The organism is Agrobacterium sp. 16-2014-1-2a (assembly GCF_053522705.1).
Genome location: NZ_JBNWBX010000001.1, coordinates 1,178,439 through 1,199,238 on the forward strand (window position 1 = coordinate 1,178,439; position 20,800 = coordinate 1,199,238).

Below are 20,800 nucleotides of genomic sequence, written 5' to 3' on the forward strand. Positions count from 1 at the left end.
TTCACCCATATACGACGTCACACCACCCGGCGAAGGGGGGCCTCGTTCCTGCAGTCATTTCAAGCCGCCTCACCATATGCAAGGCCGATTAAAGGCGGATTAACGCTTATCCTGACGTTGAACGGAAATGATCAAACGCCGGGCAGGCCGCAAAACATGTGCAAACTTTCGCGACTTGAGTTTTTTGCTTTCGAAGCCGTGACGAATCCGCGAAAATGACGATCATGGCCATCAAGCAGCTTTCAGAAACCCTCATCAACCAGATCGCCGCCGGCGAGGTCATCGAAAGACCCTCCAGCGCCACGAAGGAGCTGGTGGAAAACGCCATCGACGCGGGCGCAACGCGCATCGAGATCGCCACGGCGGGCGGTGGCAAGGGACTGGTCCGCATCACCGATAACGGCTCCGGCATGTCGCCTGCCGATCTGGAGCTTGCGGTCCGGCGCCATTGCACCTCGAAAATATCCACCACGCTTGACGATATCCGCACGCTTGGCTTTCGCGGCGAGGCCCTGCCCTCCATCGGCTCGGTTGCCAAGCTTTCCATCACCAGCCGGCAACACGGCGCAGAACAGGGTTCGGTGATCTCCGTCACCGGCGGCAAAGTCTCCGAGGTCCGGCCCGCCGCTGCCAATGCCGGCACCATCGTCGAGGTGCGCGACCTGTTTTTCGCGACGCCCGCACGGCTGAAATTTCTGAAGACGGAGCGAGCGGAGGCAGCCGCCATTACCGAAGTCGTCAAGCGGATGGCAATTGCCTTTCCGCATATCCGCTTCGTGCTGTCAGGCACCGACCGCTCCACGCTTGAAATCCCCTCCACCGGCGACGATCATCTTGCCCGCATGGCGCAGATTCTCGGTGCCGAGTTCAAGGACAACGCCATCGAAATCGATGCCGGGCGCGAGGATGTAACGCTCTCCGGTTTTGCCGGCGTGCCGACCTTCAACCGCGGCAACTCGGCGCATCAATATGTCTTCGTCAACGGTCGCCCGGTTCAGGACAAATTGCTGTTGTCCGCCATTCGCGGTGCCTATGCCGAAACCGTGCCGCACGGGCGATATCCGGTCGCAGTGCTGTCCCTGACGCTCGATCCCGCCTTTGTCGACGTAAACGTGCATCCGGCGAAATCAGATGTGCGCTTTCGCGATCCCGGCCTGGTTCGCGGGCTGATCGTCGGTGCGATCCGCCAGGCGCTGACCCGCGACGGTGACAGGGCGGCGACGACTGGTGCCAGCCAGATGATGAACGCCTTTCGCCCCGGCTACAGCCCGTCCAATCTCCGACCGTCTGCCGCTGCGACATGGTCCGCCGCGGCCTCGCCTTCCCGACCGCTTGCCATTTCCGGGAACATGCAATTTGCCGAGGCAGTGCAATCGCGCTTTTCCGACATCACCATGCCGACCGCGCGGGCAGAACCCAGCGAGGTTTACGAGGCCTCTGCAAGCCCGTCGCTGGAACCGTCACAATATCCGCTCGGCGCCGCGCGGGCGCAGTTGCACCAGAATTACATCGTCGCGCAGACGGAAGACGGCCTCGTCATCGTCGACCAGCATGCGGCGCATGAACGGCTGGTGTTTGAGGAAATGCGCAATGCGCTGCATTCCAGACGCCCGCCTTCACAGGTGCTGCTCATTCCTGAGATCATCGACCTTCCCGAAGAGGATTGCGACAGGCTGATGGACCATGCGGCTGGTTTCGATGCGCTGGGACTGGTCATCGAGCGTTTTGGGCCGGGGGCGGTCGCGGTTCGCGAAACGCCGGCGATGCTTGGCGAGGTCAACGTGCAGGGGCTGGTGCGGCAGCTTGCCGACGAGATCGCTGAATGGGACGCTGCCTCGACGCTTGCCAACAAGCTGGAATATGTCGCCGCCACCATGGCTTGCCACGGCTCGGTGCGTTCAGGGCGGCGCATGCGGCCGGAGGAGATGAACGCGCTTTTAAGGCAGATGGAAAACACGCCGGGTTCAGGACAGTGCAATCACGGTCGTCCGACCTATATTGAGCTAAAACTTTCCGATATAGAACGTCTCTTCGGCCGAAGCTGAGCCTTAACCCCGCGGGCAGCAGGCAGGGCTGGCCTTGGGCGTAGCTCAGCGATATAAATTCAAGGGACTGGAGCATCCGGATTGTTCAGGAGAACGCTACGCCGTTTCGGGCTGGATGCACTGACAGGACATAGCAGGAGACGAAAACGGATGAACAGATTTGAGGGAGGCGGAAACCGCATCGCCGTCATCGAATATCTCGACGGTGACTTCCGGATCGTGCAGACTGGCTCGCATGTCATATGCGCCATCACCGGCAAGACCATTCCGGTCGACGAGCTGCGCTACTGGAGCGTCGCCCGGCAGGAAGCCTATGTGGATGCCAGCGCCTCACTGGAGGCAGAGCGCAAGGCTGGTAATTTGCCCGCCTGATCAGGCGCGGAAGCACGCCCGAAATGGCCGCGTGTGCGAATTCTTCTTTTCGCGCTGAGGGCTGATCAATTCCTGTGACAAGCACAGGAATGAGGGGGTGAGTGCCCGGCGGCTTGCGTTCCGAGATGCTCTAAATTGACGTCCGCGCATTTTCCCGCAGCAAACGGGCGCGGCAATTCCGCACCGCCGTCTCGATAATCGTTGTGGCCGCATTGGGATCGTCGAACACCATGTCGACCTCGATCACCAGGCTGTTCCACAGCAATTCTTCCGCACGGCCATGGTGCCCGTTAAGACGCACGGCGTCCTTGGCCGTTGTCACCAGCTGCAAGTTTTCCTTATCCGCGTCCTGCAGAAGATCGGCGATCTCGTCATCGCTGAAATGGTGATGGTCAGGAAAGGAGCGCTGCAGCACGATTTCGCCACCAAGCCCCTCGACAGTTCGGAAAAACTTGGCGGGATCGGCGATGCCAGCATAGGCCAGCACGCGCCTTCCCCTGAAATCCTGCGGTTCCTGCGGCTTTATCGCCGCGACGAAAACCGGTTTGGCGGCCTTTGCCGCGGTTCTGACCAGCGGATCGGCCGCATGGCCGTTACCGACCTTCAAGAGTCCGGTCATATGCCGCATCTGTTCGGCAAGCGGCGCCCGGACCGGGCCGCCCGGCACAAGATGGCCGTTGCCGATGCCACGCACCGTATCGATAACGACCAACGCATAATCCAGCGTCAGGCGTGCGCTCTGGAAGCCATCATCCATGATGATGAGATCCACGCCCTCCTTCACCAGCCGATGTGCACCTTCCACCCGCTTGCGGGAGATGACCGTCACCGCCTCGCGGGCAAGCAGCAGGGGTTCATCGCCGACATCAGCGGAGCGGTGCTGCGCGGGATCGACGAGGGTGGTGACATCAAGTGTGCCGCCATAACCACGGCTCAGGAAGCCGGGTTTCAGGCCCTTTGCGTTGGCGGCTCGGGCGATTGCCATTGCGGTCGGCGTCTTTCCGGCACCACCAACGGTGAAGTTGCCGATGCAGATGACCGGAACGGGAACGCTCGCCCGTTTTGCCGTGCGCATCCGCCGGCCGGCAATATTGCCGTAGAGAAGGGAAAACGGTGATAACAGCCAGGCTTGCCAGCCTGCTTTCTGCCACCAGAAAGGCGGCGCTTCAGAAACCATATATGCCTGCTCCCGGCCGCATCACCCACGGCATTGCGCTTAAATTCGATAAGTCACATGGGTATTTGCCAGAAAAAACCCTGAATTGCAAAACCCGGCTATACATGCGCAGCTTGTCTCTTCCCATCTTGTGCGACAAGTGGCGCGCACTGCGGGGACATGACCTAAACAACGCGTTCCGGAAGCAGGGTTTCCAGCGCGGTAATATCATCGAAACAATAATGGGCGTCGGCGCCAAGGCTTTCGCGCGAGCCGGTTCCGGTGAGAACGGCAATGCGCAATCCTGCGCCGGCATTTCTCGCCATGTGCAGATCATGATTATTGTCGCCGACCACTGCCACGCGCGCAGGCGCAAGACCAATCGCGTCGCAGAAACCGAGAACCATGCCGGGTTGCGGCTTCGTGCCGTAACCGCTGTCATAACCCGCGACGAAATCGACATCGCTTTCGAAACCGAAACGGATCGCCGTCTGGCGGATGGATTTTTCGTTGTCGCTGGAGGCGATGCCAAGCTTGTAGCCGCGTGCCTTGAGCCTTGCGAAAAATGCCTTGAGATCGGTCACCGGCACGGATTTATCCGCTGCTTCAGTGAATAGCCGGTCGAGCCGCGCAGTCAACTCCACGACATCGCAAGGCGAACCGGCGGCGACGAGACCGGCAGCTATCTCCGCCGTATTGCCGGCAGCCAAAAGACTGTCGGGCACCACATGCCCGGTAACCGGATCCATGCCGCAGGCGGCGAGAAGCTGGTCCGCAAGAACGGGATCGCCCTTGGCCGCAATCGCCGCAAGTTCGCGGTTCACCGGCCCCCAGCTTGCGTCATAACCCAACAGCGTACCGTCCTTGTCGAAAAGGACTGCGGCAATCGATTTGGTCGCATCAATCTCCATATCCGCTACCATGAACCGATGGCACTCCGCGGTTGCAGCTTGGCGGTGACTGTGAGCGGGTTGATGTAGGGCTCCAGCGCCTTGACGGTGGCGGAAAGCGCGCCGCGCATGTCCTGAATGACCCGGTTGCCGGCATCGATCATCTTGTAGCGTTCATTGTCGTTGACCAGGAGGTAATGCACCGCCTTGGCCAGCATCTCGACATCGCGGACGATGCGCCCGCCGCCGGCGCGGATCAGCTTCTGATAGGCCTCGCGGAAATTCTGTACATGCGCGCCTGACAGTACGGCGCAGCCCAGCATTGCCGGCTCCAGCGGGTTCTGCCCACCCTCGGCCGTCAGCGAACGGCCGACGAAGGCAAGTTCGGTGAGCCTGAGGTAAAGCCCCATTTCGCCAATGGAATCCCCGAGGAAGATATCGGTTTCCGGCGTGATCACGTCGTTGCGACTTCTGCGCGCCACGGTCAACCCCATGCCCTTCAGCATGGCTTCCACGTCGTCGCCGCGCTCGGGGTGGCGCGGCACGATGATGGTCAATTGACCGTTGCGCGACTTGATCGCCGCATGCACGGTGGCTGCTGCCTTCTCTTCACCGTCGAAGGTGGAGATCGCCGCCCATGTCTTGCGGGTGCCGATCTGCCTGCGATAGTGCTCGAGCAGAGCTTCGTCGCAAGGCGGCGGATCCGTATCGCCCTTGAGGTTGCCGGATATCACCACCGGCCAGGAGCCGAGATCACGGAAGCGTTCGGCATCGACATCGGATTGCGCAACCACCAGCGCCAGCTTGGAAAACAGCGATTCCGCAATGTCGTGCCGGTTGTTCCAGCGGTCGAAGGAACGGTCTGAGAGCCGCGCATTGACCCGGATCTGCGGAATGTGCCGGCGCTCCAGCTCCATCATCGTCACCGGCCAGATTTCCGATTCAGCGGTGATGGCGGCATCCGGTGCCCAGTAGGCGAGGAAACGGTTGACCGCGATCTTGATGTCGAGCGGCACATATTGGTGGATCACATCATCGCCAAGCCGGGTACGGGTCAGCTCGGCCGAGGTGACGGTGCCGGTGGTCAGAAGCACGAAGATATCGCGCTTGCGTATTTCGCGGATCAGCGGAATGAGGGCGAGCGTTTCGCCGACACTTGCGGCATGGAACCAGACGAGCGGGCCACGGGGGCGCTCCGCGCTGGCGTAACCGAAACGTTCTAGACGGCGGCGCTTGTCTTCCTTGCCCTTTGCGGCCCGATAGGAAAGATAAGGCCGTGCAAACGGATAAGCGGCGATACCGGCAATCCTGTAACCGGAAAGAGCGAAACGTGCGATACGGCTGCTCATGACATTCTGCCCTTGATCATTCCGCGCAATGCCCTGCCCCTGTTCTTTGTTGTTATCGCCGCCTACTTCTTCTCAAATTGCGTCATTTTTTATCATCGGAAACAAAAGCGCGATCACGTTTTCTCGCAACCGAATTTCCTGCCTGCCATTCCGGGCAGGAATCACGGGAAAACTCGCCTTCACCCAATAGTATTACAACGCAAGGGCAAAAGGACTCAATTTTTATCGTCGGGATTGAGAAGACGGTGCATATGCACGATAAAATAACGCATATGGGCGTTATCAACAGTCATCTGCGCCTTGGATCTCCACGCGGTCAGCGCGGAAGCGTAGTCAGGATAGATGCCGACGATATCGAGCGCATTCAAATCCCGGAACTGAACATCCTGAAGATTTTCCAGTTCGCCGCCGAACACAAGGTGCAGCAGCTGTTTCTGTTTGCCAGATTCCGTCATGTCTTGTCTCTTTCTTAAGCTCTGAGAGCCCCTCATCTGCGGGATTTCCGGGCAAACGTCAACCATCGGACAGATGTGAAAACGCTTTCAAAAGCGCGGGAAGCGCATATTCTGCTGCAGCGCACAATGCGGGGTGGTTTACCTCGCGGCGATTATACATCAGGGGTTTTCCGTCAAGTCCGACCAGACTGCCGCCTGCCCTTTCGAGGATCAGGTCTGCGGCGGCCAGATCCCACTCGTGCGAGTTCGCCTTGACCAGCGTTCCATCGATGCGGCCATCCGCCACCATCGCCAGCCGGTAGGCGAGCGAGGGCACATGCGGAATGCGCTTGACGGTGCTGCGCACCTCTTCCGGCAGATGCGTAATCACGTCTTCAGGTGCGGCCAGATGGAAGACGCCGGTGTTTTCACGGGCGGCTGAAATCGGCTTGCCATTCTTCAGCGCTTCTCCGCCTTCAAGTGCGGTGAATTCCTCTGCGAGTGCAGGCGCAACAAGGGCGGCAACGACGGGTCGGCCCTCATGCACCACGGCGACGCTGACGCACCAGGTATCCCGCCCACCGATGAAGGCGCGCGTTCCGTCGATGGGATCGATGACGAAGACGGTGGAGCGGGCAAGCCTTGTCGTATCGTCATCCGTCTCTTCCGACAGCCAGCCATATTCCGGCCGGGCGGTACGCAGGATGGTCTCGAGAATTTCGTTTGCCGCGTAATCGGCCGCGCTGACCGGTGAAAGCCCGCCATTCTTCCACCAGACCTCGGGGTCCTTGCGGAAGAAACCGAGGGCCGTCTCGCCCGCCTTGCGTGCGGCTTCGAGGACCAGCCTCAGATCGGAAGCCCAGCGGGCCTCAGCCATATCGTTCATTTTGCCGTCTTTTCCGCGCGCCTCATACGGCGCGCCTGTTTTTCCCTTCGCACTTGCACACAAAGTGCTGGCGAAAACAACCCGCAGGTCGCCTCACTTGCCCGCGATCGTCATGCCTTCGATAGCAAGCGTCGGTGCTGCGACACCATATTTGCGGTCGATATCGTTAGCCGGCGTGACACGCATGAACATGTCCTTCAGGTTCGAAGCGATGGTGACCTCGGAAACCGCGAAGGATTTTTCACCATTCTCGATCCAGAAGCCGCTCGCACCGCAGCTATATTCACCGGTGAGCATATTGGCGCCATGGCCAATCAGTTCGGTGACGTAAAAGCCGGTTCCGACGTCCCTCAGCAGATCTTCCGGCGAAATATCGCCTGGCTCCAGCGCAAGATTGGTTGAGGACGGCGATACCGAAGTGCCACCGCGCACGCCGCGACCGTTGGTTTCAAGGCCGAGTTCACGGGCTGCCGAGGTAGAGAGGAACCAATGCTTCAGCACCCCGTCCTCGATCATCGTCATCTTCTCGCCCCGGACACCCTCGCCATCGAAAGGACGCGACGAGGGGCCACGAACGATCTGCGGATCGTCCGTCAGATAAAGGCCCTTTTTCAGAACCTGCTGCCCCATCCTGTCGCGCAGGAAGCTGGTCTTGCGGGCAACGGAAGCGCCATTGATCGCGCCGGCAATGGCGCCGACGAAACCGCGCGCGATGCGGGGATCAAAAACCACGGTAATATTGCTGCCGGTATCGACCTGACGCGGGCCGACCCGCCGCACGACTTTTTCGCCGGCGCGGCGGCCGATCTCTTCGGCTGCATCCAGATCGGCGTAATAGAGGCGGCTGTCGAAATCGTAGTCGCGCTCCATCTTCGTGCCCTCGCCGGCGATGACACTGACGGAACGGCTGAAACGGCTGCCCATGTAGCTGCCGGAAAAACCGTGCGAGGTGGCAAGGACGAGGCCGCCCATGCCGCTCGATGCGCCAGCACCGGAGGAATTGCTGACGCCCTTGACGGCAAGCGCCGCCTCTTCCGAGGCGAGCGCTGCCTCACGCAATTGATCTGTAGAGACCTCGGTCGCATCGAAAAGCTCGAGATCGTCGTAGGAGGTTGCGAGCCGTTCCTTGTCTGCCAGGCAGGCGAAGGGGTCTTCCGGCGAAACCTTCGCCATGGCCACCGCCCGTTCCGCCAGGGTCTTCAGGTCGAAGCCGGGATTGGCCGAAACGCTCGCCACCCGCCGCCCGACGAAAACGCGAAGCGAAAAATCATCGCTTTCGGAGGATTCGGTACTTTCCACCTTGCCAAGCCGGACGCCGACCGATTGCGAGCGAGAGCGGACGACGACGGCATCCGCCTCATCCGCGCCTGCAGCACGGGCAAGATCGACAAGCTCGCTGGCGCGATCGAGAAGTTTGGAAGAATCTATTTCTGAGGACATGAGTTGGCCTTTCATTCCTGTTCCATTTATTGTGCCATCAACCCCGCATCAAGGGCGAAACGCCGCTTTCTCCATCGACAAGGCTTTGTCGCCACCATATTCGAAAGTCAGCCAGCATGACCGAGCACGACGCTCTCTTTTCCGAACCCTTGCTGCTTCTGGCCGGCGCTGTCATCGCGGCGTCGATTTTCCGCAAACTCGGCCTTGGCACCGTGCTCGGTTATCTGGTGGCGGGCATCGTCATCGGGCCGTTCCTGCATCTGGTGACAGACGCGAAAGACATCTTCAACGTCTCGGAACTGGGCGTGGTTTTCCTGCTCTTCATCATCGGCCTCGAACTCAAGCCGTCGCGCATATGGCAGATGCGGCGCGATATTTTAGGGCTGGGGCTGGCGCAGGTGCTGGTGACGGGCAGCGTGCTGGCATTGATTGCCTGGTGGGCCGGACTGATCGACGCGCGCGGCAGCCTCGTTGCGGGTTTCGGCCTTGCACTCTCCTCCACCGCCTTTGCGTTACAGATTCTTGAAGACGATGGCGACATGAATACGCGGCATGGCAACCGCTCCTTCTCGATCCTGCTGTTTCAGGATCTCGCCATCGTACCGCTTCTTGCCCTTGTCACCATTCTTTCCAACCGCCCGGACGTGCCGACGGATTCGATGGCCTACGATCTCGTCGCCTCCGTTGTCGCGGTGGCTGGCATGGTGTTGGCCGGGCGTTATCTGCTGACGCCGATGTTCCAGATCATCGCCCGCACGGGTGCGCGGGAGGTGATGATCGCCGCCGCCCTCTTCGTCGTCATCGGTGCGGCCGCCATCATGGAGGCGGTTGGGCTTTCGATGGGCATGGGTGCGCTGCTGGCCGGGCTGATGCTGTCGGAATCTTCTTATCGGCACGAGCTGGAAGCCGATATCGAGCCGTTTCGCGGGCTGTTTCTGGCGCTGTTCTTCATGGCTGTCGGCATGTCGCTGCACATCAACATCGTCTACGAGCACATTCTTCTCATCCTGATCGCCGTGCCGGCGATGATGGCTGTGAAGGCGGCCGTAATCTATGGGCTGTGCCGCATCGCCGGTTCGTCCCGTTATGCATCGAGCCGTATCGCGCTGCTGCTGGCGCAGGGCGGCGAATTCGGTTTCGTGCTGTTTTCCACTGCTGCCGCCTCCCGCCTGTTTCCGCAGGCGACGGCTTCCATCCTTGTCGCCATCGTGACGCTTTCCATGGCGCTGACGCCGCTACTGGCAGTGGTTTCTCGCCGGCTGACGGCGGAGGATGCCGATGAGGACACGCTGGACGAGGATTTTGACGGGGCTGGCGCCGATGTGCTGATGATCGGCTTTTCGCGCTTCGGCCAGATCGCCTCGCAAATCCTGCTTGCCGGTGGGCGCGACGTGACTGTCATCGACAGTTCGGCCGATCGTGTACGTCAGGCTTCCCGCTTCGGTTTCCGCATCTTTTTTGGCGATGGTACACGCAAGGACGTGTTGATCGCGGCTGGCATAGAGCGCGCCGATCTCGTGGCGGTCTGCACCCATAAAAAGGAAGTCACCGACCGCATCATCGACATGATCCAGTCGGAATTTCCAAGCGTGCGCATCTATGCCCGCTCCTATGACCGCATTCATTCCCTCGATCTCAGGAAAAAGGGCGTGGAATACGAAATCCGCGAGACGCTGGAATCCGGCCTGCTGTTTGGCCGCCGCATTCTGGAAGGGCTGGACATGGACGGCGAAAGGGCGCTTGCCATTTCCGACGACATACGCGAGCGCGACGAGGAGAGATTGCAGCTACAGGCCGTGGAAGGGCTCGCCGCCGGCAGGCAGATGCTGCACAACAAGCCGGTGCGCGAAGTGAAGCCCGAGCCACTGATGAAGCCGAAGAACAAGGTGGAAAAGCGCGAGGAAGAAGAGGACGAAGACGAGGGTGAAATAGCAGTCACCCACTAAGCGGCACGCGCTCGCCCATAGCGAATACTCAAGGAGTACCGCTCAAGCCTCCACGCCCTGCCCGCGATGGAACAGTTCCACCTGCATTTCGATCTGCCGTTTCAGATCATCCTTGATCCCGGCGGAAGCGTTCAGAACTTCTTCCGATTTGAGGAAATCCAGCACGCCGAAACGGTGCACCGGTGGGCGCAGGAAAATATGCGGCGGGCGCAATCTGAGTTTCAGGGCAATGGCCGCCTGCATCATCAGCTGACTGGCGCCGAACAGGCTGTCCAGCCGGTTCGGCATGGTGGTGCCATCACCTTCAGGGCCTCCAACCACATCGATGCCGACGATGATATCGGCCTGATCCATCAGATGCTCATAGGGCACAGGATTGAAGATGCCGCCATCGATCATGATGCGGCCGTTGACGCGCACCGGCATGAATAGAGCCGGAATAGCCGCAGAAGCCGCCAGCGCCTGAATGATCTCGCCGGTTTCCACCACCACTTCGGTCTGCGCATAATAATCCGTGGTCACCACTTTCAGGGGAATGGCAAGTTCGGAAAAATCCTTCGGCAGGGCCTGCGGCATCAAGGCGTGCAGAATGAGTTCGAGATTGAACTGGCCAAGACGAAAGCCATCGACCGCATGGCGCATGGATGCGGGGCCAAGGCTCCAGAGACGGTTGGCGACCGAACCCTTCCGCCCCATGAGTTCAAGCGTATATTCGCGGATTTCCTTGCCGCTCATGCCGGCCGCCATGCCTGCTGCGATGATGGAGCCGATGGAGGAGCCGGAAAGCGCGACCGGGCGAATGCCTAGTTCGTCGAATGCCTCGATAACGTTGATGTGGCAGATGCCGCGTGCGCCACCACCGCCGAGCGCCAGGCCGAATGTCGGCTCATGACCGCTCTCGCGGCTGGCATCGATTGCCTCTTGCCCGGCGTGAACCATTGTGACGCTGTCGTTTACACCCTGCTCCATGCCAAATACCCAAGACCCTTTCCACGGCAAAGCCTCTGCCTATTCGGCAAACAAGACAAGACCGTGACGTGACGGGAAAGTGCTGCCGTCAGAGCGTTTTCGCTTTTCTTCAAATCGCGAAAACACTCTAACTCTTTGTTTTGCGGCATTTCCGCACGGAAACCGGGGGCCGTTTTTGCTGGAAATGCTCTAGGGCTCGTAGCGGTAGAAGTGCATTTTCGAGTCACCGAAGATGCGGCTTTCGAGCGGTTTGAACACCGGCTCGACATTGACCACAACATCGCCGCGCTCTTCCAGAATGGCGAGCGCACCGGGGGCCAGCCAGCCGCCGGCATGGGCAGCAGCAAATGCCTTCTCCCCGTGGCCCTGGCCATAGGGCGGATCGGCGAAAAGGAGATCGAAGGGCTCGATATTGTTGACGCCGCCAAGCTTGGTCGCGTCACGCCGCAGGATGCGGGCACGCCCATGCAACCCCAGCGCATCGATATTTTCCCACAACAGCCCCCTGCCCTCAACGCCGTTTTCGACGAAGAGCGCCACACGACAGCCACGCGAAAGCGCCTCCAGCCCGACCGCGCCCGTTCCGGCAAAAACGTCCAGAACGCGCGTACCGTCAAGACTTTCCGGATAGGCGTGGCTTAGAATATTGAAGAGGCTTTCCCGTGTCCTGTCGATTGTCGGACGAATGGAATTTGTTTTCGGCGCGGCCAGATTTCGGCCGCGGAACTCACCGCCTACGATCCGCATTACGTGTCATTCCCCTGCCACCAGAAGGTTTGCCACCCGGGCCTTTGCCGCCCGGTTTGCCGCCGCCGGGGCCGCTACCGCCACCGGGGCCTTTGCCCTTGCCTGAAAAACCCGAACGTTCGCCACGTTCACCCGGTTTTCCAAAAGAAGGCTTGCCCGATGCGGGCCTGCCACCGGGTTTGCCGCCCGGTTTTGCGCCTCTTGGCTTGTCACCGAAAGGCCGGTCGCCGCGTGGGCGATCACCGTCTTCGCGGGGCTTGTCGCGGAACGGACGCTCACCGAAAGGTTTCTCACCACGTGCTGTGCGATCTCCGAAGCTCTTCTCGCCGCGTGGGCGGTCGCTGCGCGGGCGATCACCCTCCTCACGTGGCTTGTCACGGAACGGACGGTCGCCAAACGGTTTTCCACCGCGTGCGGTGCGATCTCCGAAGCTCTTCTCGCCGCGAGGACCGTCGCCACGCGGGCGATCTCCCGCTTCACGTGGTTTGTCACGGAACGGGCGGTCACCGAAGGATTTCCCGCCGCGATCTCCAAAGCTCTTTCCACCGCGCGGGCCGTCGCCACGTCCACGACCGCCTTCCTCTTCGCGCGGGGAATCCGAACGGATCCACTCGCCCTCGGAATCGGCATGCCTGACGACGTTGCGGCGCGCTTCCGCCTGGGCGGATGGCTTCTTGAACAGGCTTTCCGCTTCCGCGCGGGCAGAAAACTTCCGCTCCTTGCCATCACGGGTGGGCTTTGCGCCGGGCGCCATCCAGACATTGGCCGTGCGGCTGGTGCCCGCGGGCGGGCGGGCGGGGCGGCGTTCTTCGCCATCCTCTTCGCCACGGGTTTTCGCGCCGAATTTCCCGGCAGGTTTGCCACCGAACTTGCCGGCTGGCTTGTCACCGCGCTTGGTGTCGAGACGGCCGAGCGCCTTTTCGCGGCGATCTTCCGGTTTGCCGGCAGCCCTGTCGAACCGCGGCTTGCCTTCCGGCGCGTCGCTCTTTGCCCATTCGGACCGGGGCGCGCGCTTGGGCGTATTTTCTTCTTCATCGTCGGCGACAGGCGCATCGTAGATCGGCGCGTCGAAATTGGCGCCGGATTGTTCGATGAGGCGCGGACCAAGCTGGTCACGCAGCATGCGGCCACGCACTTCAAGCACCTTGCCTTCAGGCAGATCGCCAAGCTGGAACGGGCCGTAGGAGATACGGATCAGGCGGTTGACCTCAAGGCCGAGCGCGCCGAGCACGTTCTTGATCTCGCGGTTCTTGCCTTCGCGCAGACCCATGGTGATCCAGACGTTGTGGCCCTGGGTGCGGTCGAGCGTCGCGTCGATAGCGCCGTAAAGCACGCCGTCGACGGCAATGCCTTCCTTCAGCTTGTCGAGCGCTGCCTGATCGACCTCGCCATGGGCGCGCACGCGGTAGCGGCGCAGCCAGCCGGTCGTCGGCAGTTCCAGCACGCGCGAGAGACCGCCATCATTGGTCAACAGCAGCAGGCCTTCGGTATTGATGTCGAGGCGGCCGATGGAGAGCACACGCGGCAATTCACCCGGCAGATTGTCGAAAACGGTCGGGCGGCCTTCCGGGTCGGAATTGGTCGTCACCAGGCCAGCGGGCTTGTGGTAAAGCCACAGGCGCGTGCGCTCAGCCCCGCGGATGGGCATGCCATCCACTTCGATCTTGTCGGAAAGAGTCGCGTTCATCACCGGAGTGTCCAGCTTGACGCCGTTCAGCGACACGCGGCCTTCCATGATCATGCGCTCGATATCGCGGCGCGAGGCAACGCCGGCGCGCGCCATGATCTTGGAAATGCGCTCTGGCTTGGTGCCCATAACGGCTTCCTGCACCGGAGCCGCCTTGGCTTCTACCGGTTTCTTTTCACGCTCTGCGGCGGGCTTGCCGGGGCCTTTCGGCTTCTTGTCGCGGCTAAAAGTCTTGCCACCGTCACGCTTCGGCTTGTCTTTAAAAGTCATTTGCTGTTTGCCTGTTGTTTGGGCTGTCCTATCAGGTCCAAGCACAAGGGTTAAGAGGAAATTGAAACGCAATGGCCGAAAGGACGCATTTCATGGAACTGGCGCTGGCGGAAGCCCGTGCCGCCGGTGAGCGGCAGGAGGTTCCGATCGGCGCAGTCCTAGTTATGGACGGTCGCGTCATCGCCCGTTCCGGCAATCGCACCCGTGAATTGAACGATGTGACGGCGCATGCCGAAATCGCCGTGATCCGCATGGCCTGCGAGGCGCTGGAACAGGAACGCCTGCCCGGTGCCGATCTCTATGTAACGCTGGAACCCTGCACCATGTGCGCGGCGGCGATCTCGTTTGCCCGCATCCGTCGTCTCTATTACGGTGCGGAAGACCCGAAGGGCGGCGCGGTGCATAGTGGCGTGCGCTTCTTCAGCCAGCCGACATGCCACCACGCGCCTGATGTGTATTCGGGGCTGGCGGAAAGCGAAAGTGCTGAAATTCTGCGGAAATTCTTTCGCGAGAAACGTCTCGACGAATAAGCAGCCGGCGGGAGATGCAATCTTTCCCGCAGGCCATAAGCCCTTCATTTTATCAGAAGGGGTTCCACCAGGGTTTGCCGGTGTTTGCCATCGCCGCTTCTTTCTTACGGCGCTTTTCCTTCTTCTGCTCCGGCTCACCGAGGTCAGTCAGCTGATCCTGCGGAACGCTACGATATTCCTGCGGCGGATCGGTCAGGAACTTGCGCTGGGCGTTGACGACAGAGCCACCCTGGGCATCTGCCTTGGCCTTGCGGAAGGCTTCCCATTTCTGGCTTTCGGTCATCTGGCCGGCCGTGCCGTTGCCGGCAAGCAGCGGTGAGCGGTAATGCGGATTGTTCTTATTGGCATCCGCCTCTTCACGCAGGCGTTCACGGGTCTCTTCCGGCGATTCGACCCATTGCGGGTTGTTTTCGCGGCTCGCCATGTTCTGCTGCGGCGTCGTCAATTGCTCGGCGCGGGACTGGGCGGGGACAACGAGACCGGGACGCGGGCTGTATTTCAGGTTACGTTTTTCCTGATCGTTGCCGGTGATCGAAGTCGCGTTGCCGAGGTCGTCTACAAGCTGTTCTGCCGCAGTCTTGCCCGTACCATAGGTCGGGCTCGTGCAGGCGCTGAGCAGCACGCCTATCGCCGTGATACCTGCAACCGTGCGGAACATGCTCAAACCCTGCGCGTTATCCTGCCCAAAAGCCTTCATCGTCTTCATAAAAACCCTTCCAGCCGTCCGTCCCATTGCGCCAGACATCGTCTTTCGGCAGGCGGTAGCCCGCATTGCCGTGCAAATCCGGCCATTTTCAGGCAGGTGTACCGGATGAAGAGCTAAAGCGCAATTCATCCGGCCATTTTCCTCGCGCATCGGCCCGAAACTCGAAATCGATTTTTCGACAGGAACGATGCGCAGCAGCTTTAAATCATCCCAGCGCGGCAAGCTCGCGCAGTGCCGCCGCATCACGGGCCGAAACCTCCGGATAGTCCGGATCGGAACCGACATCGGTGGTGATGCGCCAGGAGCGTGCGCATTTTGCGCCTTCCGCCAGCTTCTGCTCGACCACGACCTTTGCGACCTCCGGCAAGCGGAAGCCATCGGCAGGGCCTTCATCGCCGACCACCGAAATGGCCGAGGTGATGCAGATTTCGGCAAAATCCTGCCCGGAGAGAGCCGCCAGAAGATCGGCGTCGGCAATGTGCACGACGGGCGCGGCCTCAAGCGAGGAGCCGATACGCTTTTCACGGCGTTCCACTTCGAGCGCACCGGTGACGACCGTGCGGACCTTGCGGATTTTCTCCCACTTCGCTTCCAGCGCGTCGTTGTTCCACTCCGCCGGGATTTCCGGGAACTGGGCGAGATGCACCGATTCCGCATCCGGATAGCGCGAAAGCCATGCTTCTTCAGTAGTGAAGGGCAGCATGGGCGCAAGCCATGTGACGAGGCAATCGAACAGCTTGGCGATGACCGACAGCGATGCACGGCGCTTCAGCGACGACGGCGCGTCACAATAAAGCGTGTCCTTTCGGATGTCGAAGTAGAAAGCCGACAGCTCCACATTTGCGAAATCGATCAGGGCGCGGGCGATCTTCTTGAAGTCGAAGGCGTCATACCCGTCGCGCACGACCTTATCCAGCTCGGACAGGCGGTGCAGTACCAGCTTTTCCAGTTCCGGCAGATCGGCATAGGCGATCTCCTCGCCCTTGTCGTGGGCAAGCGTGCCGAGCATCCAGCGCACGGTGTTGCGCAGCTTGCGATACGCGTCGATATTGGTCTGGATGATGGCCTTGCCCAGACGCTGGTCTTCCCAGTAATCGGTCGTCATGACCCACAGGCGCAGGATATCCGCGCCGGACTCTTTCATCACGTCCTGTGGTGCAACAACGTTGCCGAGAGACTTGGACTGCTTGCGGCCCTGCTCGTCCATGGTGAAGCCATGGGTGACGACGGCGTTATAGGGCGCGCGGCCACGCGTCGCGCAGCTTTCCAGCAGCGACGAATGGAACCAGCCGCGATGCTGGTCCGAGCCTTCGAGATAGACATCCGCCGGCCACTTCATGTCCGGGCGGTCTTCCAGCGTGAAGGTATGGGTGCAGCCGCTATCGAACCACACATCGAGGATGTCCATGACCTGCTGCCATTTGGCGTGGTCATGGTCATTGCCGAGGAAACGTTCCTTGGCGCCTTCGGCGAACCAGGCATCCGCACCTTCAGCCTCGAAGGCCTCGAGGATGCGGGCGTTGACAGCCTCGTCGACCAGAACCTCACCCTGCTCGTCGGCGAAGACCGCGATCGGCACGCCCCAGCTGCGCTGGCGCGACAGAACCCAGTCGGGCCGACCTTCGATCATGGCGCGCAGGCGGTTCTGGCCGGATGCCGGAACGAAACGGGTCTGGTCGATGGCATCAAGCGAACGCGAGCGCAGCGTCGTGCCGTCGCCCAGTTCCTTGTCCATATAGACAAACCACTGCGGCGTGTTGCGGAAGATCACCGGCTTCTTGGAGCGCCAGCTATGCGGATAGCTGTGCTTCAGACGGCCGCGCGCGAACAGGTTGTTGGCCGCGATCAGCGCCTTGATGACGCGCTCGTTGGCATCGCCCTTCTTGCCGTTATCATCCATGACGCGGGCCGCACCGCCTTCGGCAGACGGGCCGAAACCGGGTGCGTCCTCGGTGTAGAAACCGTCATCGCCAACGGGGAACGGGATGGCCGGCGAAACGCCGCGCGCTTCCAGCTCACGCTGATGCGCGGTCCAGACGTCAAAGTCCTCGCGGCCATGGCTCGGGGCGGTGTGCACGAAGCCCGTGCCTGCATCGTCGGTGACATGGTCGCCATCGAGAAGCGGAACCGGGAAATCGTAGCCAAGCGACGCCAAAGGATGGGCGCAGGTGATAGCGGCCAGTTCTTCAGCTTTCACATCGCGCACGAACTTGAAGGTCACCTTCGCCTTGGCAGCAGCCTCATCGGCAAGCTTTCTGGCGAAGATCAGCTTTTCACCCGGCTGCGGACCGAAATCGTTCTGCGCGCTTTCGACTTCGAACAGGCCATATTCGACCCGCGAGGAGAAGGCGATGGCGCGGTTGCCGGGGATGGTCCACGGCGTGGTTGTCCAGATGACGACAGAGACGCCGGAAAGAGCTGGCGCAGCGTCCTTCACCGGGAACTTTACCCAGATCATGTCGCTTTCAACGTCGTGATACTCGACCTCGGCTTCCGCCAGCGCCGTGCGCTCGACGACCGACCACATGATCGGCTTGGAACCGCGATAGAGCTGGCCGCTCTTGGCGATCTTCAGCAGTTCGCCGGCGATGCGGGCTTCCGCGTGGAAGTTCATGGTTGTGTAGGGGTTTTCGAAGTCACCCTCGATGCCGAGGCGCTTGAACTCTTCCGACTGAACCTTGATCCAGCCAGCAGCGAACTCGCGGCACTCCTTGCGGAATTCGTTGACCGGAACCTCGTCCTTGTTCTTGCCCTTGGCGCGGTAGGCTTCCTCGATCTTCCATTCGATCGGCAGGCCGTGGCAATCCCAGCCGGGCACGTAATTGGCGTCGAAACCGCGCATCTGGAACGAGCGGGTGATGACGTCTTTCAGGATCTTGTTCAGCGCATGGCCGATGTGGATGTTGCCGTTGGCATAGGGCGGGCCATCATGCAGCACGAATTTCTCGCGACCGGCGGCGGAGGCGCGGAGCTTTTTATACAGGCCCATTTCCTGCCAGCGCTTCACCGTTTCCGGTTCTTTCTGCGGCAGGCCGGCACGCATCGGGAAATCCGTCTGCGGCAAATAGAGGGTCGAGGAATAGTCGAATTTTTCTGCGGTGTCGCTCATAATTGTACCGTTGTTGCGCGCCGTGTCGGTCGCGCCGTCTCAATTTCAAAGAGGGCAAATACGGAAAGCGCCATGTCAAATGCCATGACGAGCGCCAAAATCCCGGACCTTCCGGCTCTTCAGAGCGGGCGGAAGGCCGGGCCAATAATTCGGCCTATCTGAACTTTAAACAGCAACCGGTATTGGGACATGGCCGGTTGTTTATGCGGTTTTCCGGCAAAAAGGAAGTGAAAAGCGACGACAATCCGGGACAGGATTATCTGCCCGCTCAAAATGCTATCTTCGCATCCAATTCACTGAGCGGCCGCACGCCTGACAGCATCGCCCGCGCCTCTTCCTCATCCCGCCTGATCTGCGCGACCAGCGGGTCCAAGCCGTCAAATTTCAGCTCGTCACGCAGGTGCCCGAAGAAGGATACCGAACAGACCTCACCATAGAGATCACCGGAAAAATCGAAGACGTAGGTTTCCAGAAGGGCCGCACCGTTATCGGTGACCGTCGGGCGGTAACCGAAGCTTGCAACGCCATCGTAAATCGCCCCGTCGGGGCGGCGGAACCGCACGGCATAGATGCCGGCTTTCAGCTCCGTTTCGGGTGAAAGCGCCATGTTGGCCGTTGGGTAACCCAGCGTTCGCCCCAGCTTCTGGCCGCCGATGACTTCACTTTCCACCGTGAAACGATACCCGAGTTGTCCGGCGGCACCTGCCACATCTCCTTCGCACAGAAGCGAGCGGATACGGCTCGAGGAGACGACATCCGCGCCCTCGTCGCGAAAGGCATCCACGAGCGTCACGTCGAAGCCGTTGCGCTTGCCGGCCGCCATCAGAAATGCCGGGCCACCTTCGCGGCCCTTGCCGAAATGGAAATCAAAGCCGGTGACGACGGCGCTGGCGCCCAGCCAGTCGACCAGAATGGAATTGACGAACTCTTCCGCCGAGCGCTGCGAAAACTCGCGGTCGAAGGGGTATTCGATGACCGAGCGGAAACCGATGGCCTCGAGAATACGTGCCTTCAACGGCGCAGGCGTCAGGCGGAAGACCGGCGTTTCGGGGCGGAAGACGGAACGGGGATGCGGTTCGAAGGTCAGCACCAGTGCCGGTACGCCACGCGCCTCGGCCAGTTCCAGCGCACGGTCCAGAACGGCACGGTGGCCGCGATGCACACCATCGAAATTGCCGATCGCGATGACGCCGCCGCGCAAGCCTTCAGGCAGCGGCTCCTTTTTTTCATTGCGATGAAAGACGGTCATTGCAGTCGATCCATTGTTTACGCCGGCTTACGCCAGACGTTTCCTAGGCAAGGCGGGGCATCCACCAGCCGGGAGCCGCGCCCTGCCCCTTCAGATAGGCGTTCAGAAGCGCCTCGTCCGTCTGGCCATTCAGCGTATATTCGGCGGCGTGAATGCCGCCGCTGATATAAAGAAGGTTGAGGCCGCTCGCAATTGCGCCCTTCACATCCGTCGGCATGCCATCGCCGATGGCGAGCACGCGATCCTTCGGGAAATCGCCGCGCACTTCTTTCGCCGCCGCAAGGCAGGCTTCATAGATCGGCGCGTGCGGTTTGCCGGCAATACGGACTTCGCCGCCAAGCTGTTCGTAATATGCGGCCATGGCGCCGGCGCAGGGAATGATGCGCTCGCCGCGCTCTACCACCAGATCGGGGTTGGCACAGATCATCGGCGCCTTGCGGGCGATGAAGCCTTTCAGCATTTCGGTATAATCTTCCGGCGTTTCCGTCTCGTCATCGAAGAAACCGGTGCAGACGACGGATTCCGCTTCCGCCTCGCCGACCCGTTCGACATCGAGACCTTCCAGCAGCGGCATGTCCCGCTCGGGGCCGAGCAGAAAGACTTTTCTCGGGCCTTCCGCGATCAGGCCGCGGGTTACGTCGCCCGATGTGATGATGCGGTCATAGGCCTCATCCGGCACGCCGAGAACGCGAAGCTGGGCGATGACACCGGGGGCCGGACGCGGCGAATTGGTGATGAGCACCACGGTCTTGCCGGCCTTGCGCGCGTCGTGCAGCGCAACCGCCGCATCCGGGAAAGCGCTAACGCCATTATGCAGCACGCCCCAGACATCCGAAAGAACAACGTCGAACCCATCAGTGATTTCGCCGAGGGTGAGAATGCGATGGGCCATGATATGCTTTCCGGGTGCGAAAAAAGGGTGTGCGTCACATGGCAAAGCAGGACGCCGATGGCAAGGAAAAAAGCGGCGCCAGGCCTGCCTCCGGACCACCGGCCACCATCCGAACATAAAACC

General features: G+C 60.8%; 17 protein-coding genes. 4 read left to right on the forward strand and 13 right to left on the reverse strand.

Annotated features, from left to right (window positions below; genetic code table 11):
* Positions 1 to 224: 224 nt before the first annotated feature.
* Together mutL and ACQZ45_RS05980 are read left to right on the forward strand one after the other, a co-directional pair.
* Positions 225 to 2,045 carry a DNA mismatch repair endonuclease MutL gene (gene mutL / locus ACQZ45_RS05975; protein ID WP_003519052.1) on the forward strand — a complete coding sequence of 607 codons (1,821 nt, stop codon included), beginning with the start codon at positions 225 to 227 and terminating at the stop codon, positions 2,043 to 2,045.
* 150 nt (positions 2,046 to 2,195) lie between these two features.
* Positions 2,196 to 2,417, forward strand: a complete 222-nt coding sequence (locus ACQZ45_RS05980; RefSeq protein ID WP_003519053.1) for a DUF2093 domain-containing protein — start codon at positions 2,196 to 2,198, stop codon at positions 2,415 to 2,417.
* Between the two features lie 130 nt (positions 2,418 to 2,547).
* Here the strand turns inward: ACQZ45_RS05980 and lpxK are convergent, their stop codons facing one another.
* From lpxK to ACQZ45_RS06010, 6 genes are all read right to left on the reverse strand, one after another.
* Positions 2,548 to 3,594, reverse strand: coding sequence for a tetraacyldisaccharide 4'-kinase (gene lpxK / locus ACQZ45_RS05985; RefSeq protein ID WP_065688039.1), 1,047 nt, complete (start codon positions 3,592 to 3,594; stop codon positions 2,548 to 2,550).
* Between the two features lie 164 nt (positions 3,595 to 3,758).
* Positions 3,759 to 4,496 (reverse strand): HAD family hydrolase, encoded by a 738-nt coding sequence (locus ACQZ45_RS05990; protein WP_065688038.1) that lies wholly within the window; start codon positions 4,494 to 4,496, stop codon positions 3,759 to 3,761.
* Entirely contained in the window at positions 4,490 to 5,812 is a 1,323-nt protein-coding gene (waaA, locus tag ACQZ45_RS05995) for a lipid IV(A) 3-deoxy-D-manno-octulosonic acid transferase (RefSeq protein WP_004432170.1), read from the reverse strand. The genes ACQZ45_RS05990 and waaA overlap by 7 nt, the downstream gene beginning before the upstream one ends.
* A gap of 215 nt (positions 5,813 to 6,027) precedes the next feature.
* Complete coding sequence (locus ACQZ45_RS06000; RefSeq protein WP_019564234.1) at positions 6,028 to 6,267, reverse strand: DUF4170 domain-containing protein; 240 nt, start codon at positions 6,265 to 6,267, stop codon at positions 6,028 to 6,030.
* A 58-nt stretch (positions 6,268 to 6,325) separates the two neighbouring features.
* Positions 6,326 to 7,132 carry a 3'(2'),5'-bisphosphate nucleotidase CysQ gene (locus ACQZ45_RS06005; RefSeq protein WP_004432172.1) on the reverse strand — a complete coding sequence of 269 codons (807 nt, stop codon included), beginning with the start codon at positions 7,130 to 7,132 and terminating at the stop codon, positions 6,326 to 6,328.
* 93 nt (positions 7,133 to 7,225) lie between these two features.
* On the reverse strand, positions 7,226 to 8,572 hold the full coding sequence (locus tag ACQZ45_RS06010; RefSeq protein WP_004432174.1) for a TldD/PmbA family protein: 1,347 nt from the start codon (positions 8,570 to 8,572) through the stop codon (positions 7,226 to 7,228).
* Positions 8,573 to 8,688: 116 nt separating this feature from the next.
* Between ACQZ45_RS06010 and ACQZ45_RS06015 the strand changes: the two genes are divergently transcribed.
* Positions 8,689 to 10,518, forward strand: coding sequence for a monovalent cation:proton antiporter-2 (CPA2) family protein (locus ACQZ45_RS06015; protein ID WP_004432178.1), 1,830 nt, complete (start codon positions 8,689 to 8,691; stop codon positions 10,516 to 10,518).
* 42 nt (positions 10,519 to 10,560) lie between these two features.
* Here the strand turns inward: ACQZ45_RS06015 and ACQZ45_RS06020 are convergent, their stop codons facing one another.
* From ACQZ45_RS06020 to ACQZ45_RS06030, 3 genes are all read right to left on the reverse strand, one after another.
* Positions 10,561 to 11,487, reverse strand: a complete 927-nt coding sequence (locus tag ACQZ45_RS06020; RefSeq protein WP_013635561.1) for a patatin-like phospholipase family protein — start codon at positions 11,485 to 11,487, stop codon at positions 10,561 to 10,563.
* 189 nt (positions 11,488 to 11,676) lie between these two features.
* Entirely contained in the window at positions 11,677 to 12,234 is a 558-nt protein-coding gene (gene rsmD / locus ACQZ45_RS06025; protein ID WP_004432183.1) for a 16S rRNA (guanine(966)-N(2))-methyltransferase RsmD, read from the reverse strand.
* Positions 12,215 to 14,191, reverse strand: a complete 1,977-nt coding sequence (locus ACQZ45_RS06030) for a pseudouridine synthase (RefSeq protein ID WP_142851140.1) — start codon at positions 14,189 to 14,191, stop codon at positions 12,215 to 12,217. Before ACQZ45_RS06030 ends, rsmD begins: the two co-directional genes overlap by 20 nt.
* Positions 14,192 to 14,262: 71 nt before the next feature.
* Between ACQZ45_RS06030 and ACQZ45_RS06035 the strand changes: the two genes are divergently transcribed.
* Positions 14,263 to 14,721, forward strand: coding sequence for a nucleoside deaminase (locus ACQZ45_RS06035; protein WP_013635558.1), 459 nt, complete (start codon positions 14,263 to 14,265; stop codon positions 14,719 to 14,721).
* A gap of 52 nt (positions 14,722 to 14,773) precedes the next feature.
* Here ACQZ45_RS06035 and ACQZ45_RS06040 read toward each other — a convergent pair whose 3' ends face one another.
* From ACQZ45_RS06040 to ACQZ45_RS06055, 4 genes are all read right to left on the reverse strand, one after another.
* Complete coding sequence (locus ACQZ45_RS06040; RefSeq protein ID WP_065661324.1) at positions 14,774 to 15,427, reverse strand: hypothetical protein; 654 nt, start codon at positions 15,425 to 15,427, stop codon at positions 14,774 to 14,776.
* A 205-nt stretch (positions 15,428 to 15,632) separates the two neighbouring features.
* On the reverse strand, positions 15,633 to 18,536 hold the full coding sequence (ileS, locus tag ACQZ45_RS06045) for an isoleucine--tRNA ligase (protein ID WP_111782778.1): 2,904 nt from the start codon (positions 18,534 to 18,536) through the stop codon (positions 15,633 to 15,635).
* 268 nt (positions 18,537 to 18,804) lie between these two features.
* Positions 18,805 to 19,785, reverse strand: coding sequence for a bifunctional riboflavin kinase/FAD synthetase (locus ACQZ45_RS06050; RefSeq protein ID WP_004432194.1), 981 nt, complete (start codon positions 19,783 to 19,785; stop codon positions 18,805 to 18,807).
* A gap of 43 nt (positions 19,786 to 19,828) precedes the next feature.
* Entirely contained in the window at positions 19,829 to 20,677 is an 849-nt protein-coding gene (locus ACQZ45_RS06055) for a TIGR01459 family HAD-type hydrolase (RefSeq protein WP_004432196.1), read from the reverse strand.
* Positions 20,678 to 20,800: the final 123 nt, after the last annotated feature.

Coding starts and splice junctions, on each gene's coding strand:
- mutL (WP_003519052.1), top strand. CDS start 225: ATGGCCATCAAGCAGCTTTCAGAAACCCTCATCAACCAGATCGCCGCC.
- ACQZ45_RS06040 (WP_065661324.1), bottom strand. CDS start 15,427: ATGAAGACGATGAAGGCTTTTGGGCAGGATAACGCGCAGGGTTTGAGC.
- ACQZ45_RS06000 (WP_019564234.1), bottom strand. CDS start 6,267: ATGACGGAATCTGGCAAACAGAAACAGCTGCTGCACCTTGTGTTCGGC.
- ACQZ45_RS06005 (WP_004432172.1), bottom strand. CDS start 7,132: ATGAACGATATGGCTGAGGCCCGCTGGGCTTCCGATCTGAGGCTGGTC.
- ACQZ45_RS05980 (WP_003519053.1), top strand. CDS start 2,196: ATGAACAGATTTGAGGGAGGCGGAAACCGCATCGCCGTCATCGAATAT.
- lpxK (WP_065688039.1), bottom strand. CDS start 3,594: ATGGTTTCTGAAGCGCCGCCTTTCTGGTGGCAGAAAGCAGGCTGGCAA.
- ACQZ45_RS06010 (WP_004432174.1), bottom strand. CDS start 8,572: ATGTCCTCAGAAATAGATTCTTCCAAACTTCTCGATCGCGCCAGCGAG.
- ACQZ45_RS06035 (WP_013635558.1), top strand. CDS start 14,263: ATGGCCGAAAGGACGCATTTCATGGAACTGGCGCTGGCGGAAGCCCGT.
- ileS (WP_111782778.1), bottom strand. CDS start 18,536: ATGAGCGACACCGCAGAAAAATTCGACTATTCCTCGACCCTCTATTTG.
- ACQZ45_RS06030 (WP_142851140.1), bottom strand. CDS start 14,191: ATGACTTTTAAAGACAAGCCGAAGCGTGACGGTGGCAAGACTTTTAGC.
- rsmD (WP_004432183.1), bottom strand. CDS start 12,234: ATGCGGATCGTAGGCGGTGAGTTCCGCGGCCGAAATCTGGCCGCGCCG.
- ACQZ45_RS06020 (WP_013635561.1), bottom strand. CDS start 11,487: ATGGAGCAGGGTGTAAACGACAGCGTCACAATGGTTCACGCCGGGCAA.
- ACQZ45_RS06050 (WP_004432194.1), bottom strand. CDS start 19,785: ATGACCGTCTTTCATCGCAATGAAAAAAAGGAGCCGCTGCCTGAAGGC.
- ACQZ45_RS05990 (WP_065688038.1), bottom strand. CDS start 4,496: ATGGTAGCGGATATGGAGATTGATGCGACCAAATCGATTGCCGCAGTC.
- waaA (WP_004432170.1), bottom strand. CDS start 5,812: ATGAGCAGCCGTATCGCACGTTTCGCTCTTTCCGGTTACAGGATTGCC.
- ACQZ45_RS06015 (WP_004432178.1), top strand. CDS start 8,689: ATGACCGAGCACGACGCTCTCTTTTCCGAACCCTTGCTGCTTCTGGCC.
- ACQZ45_RS06055 (WP_004432196.1), bottom strand. CDS start 20,677: ATGGCCCATCGCATTCTCACCCTCGGCGAAATCACTGATGGGTTCGAC.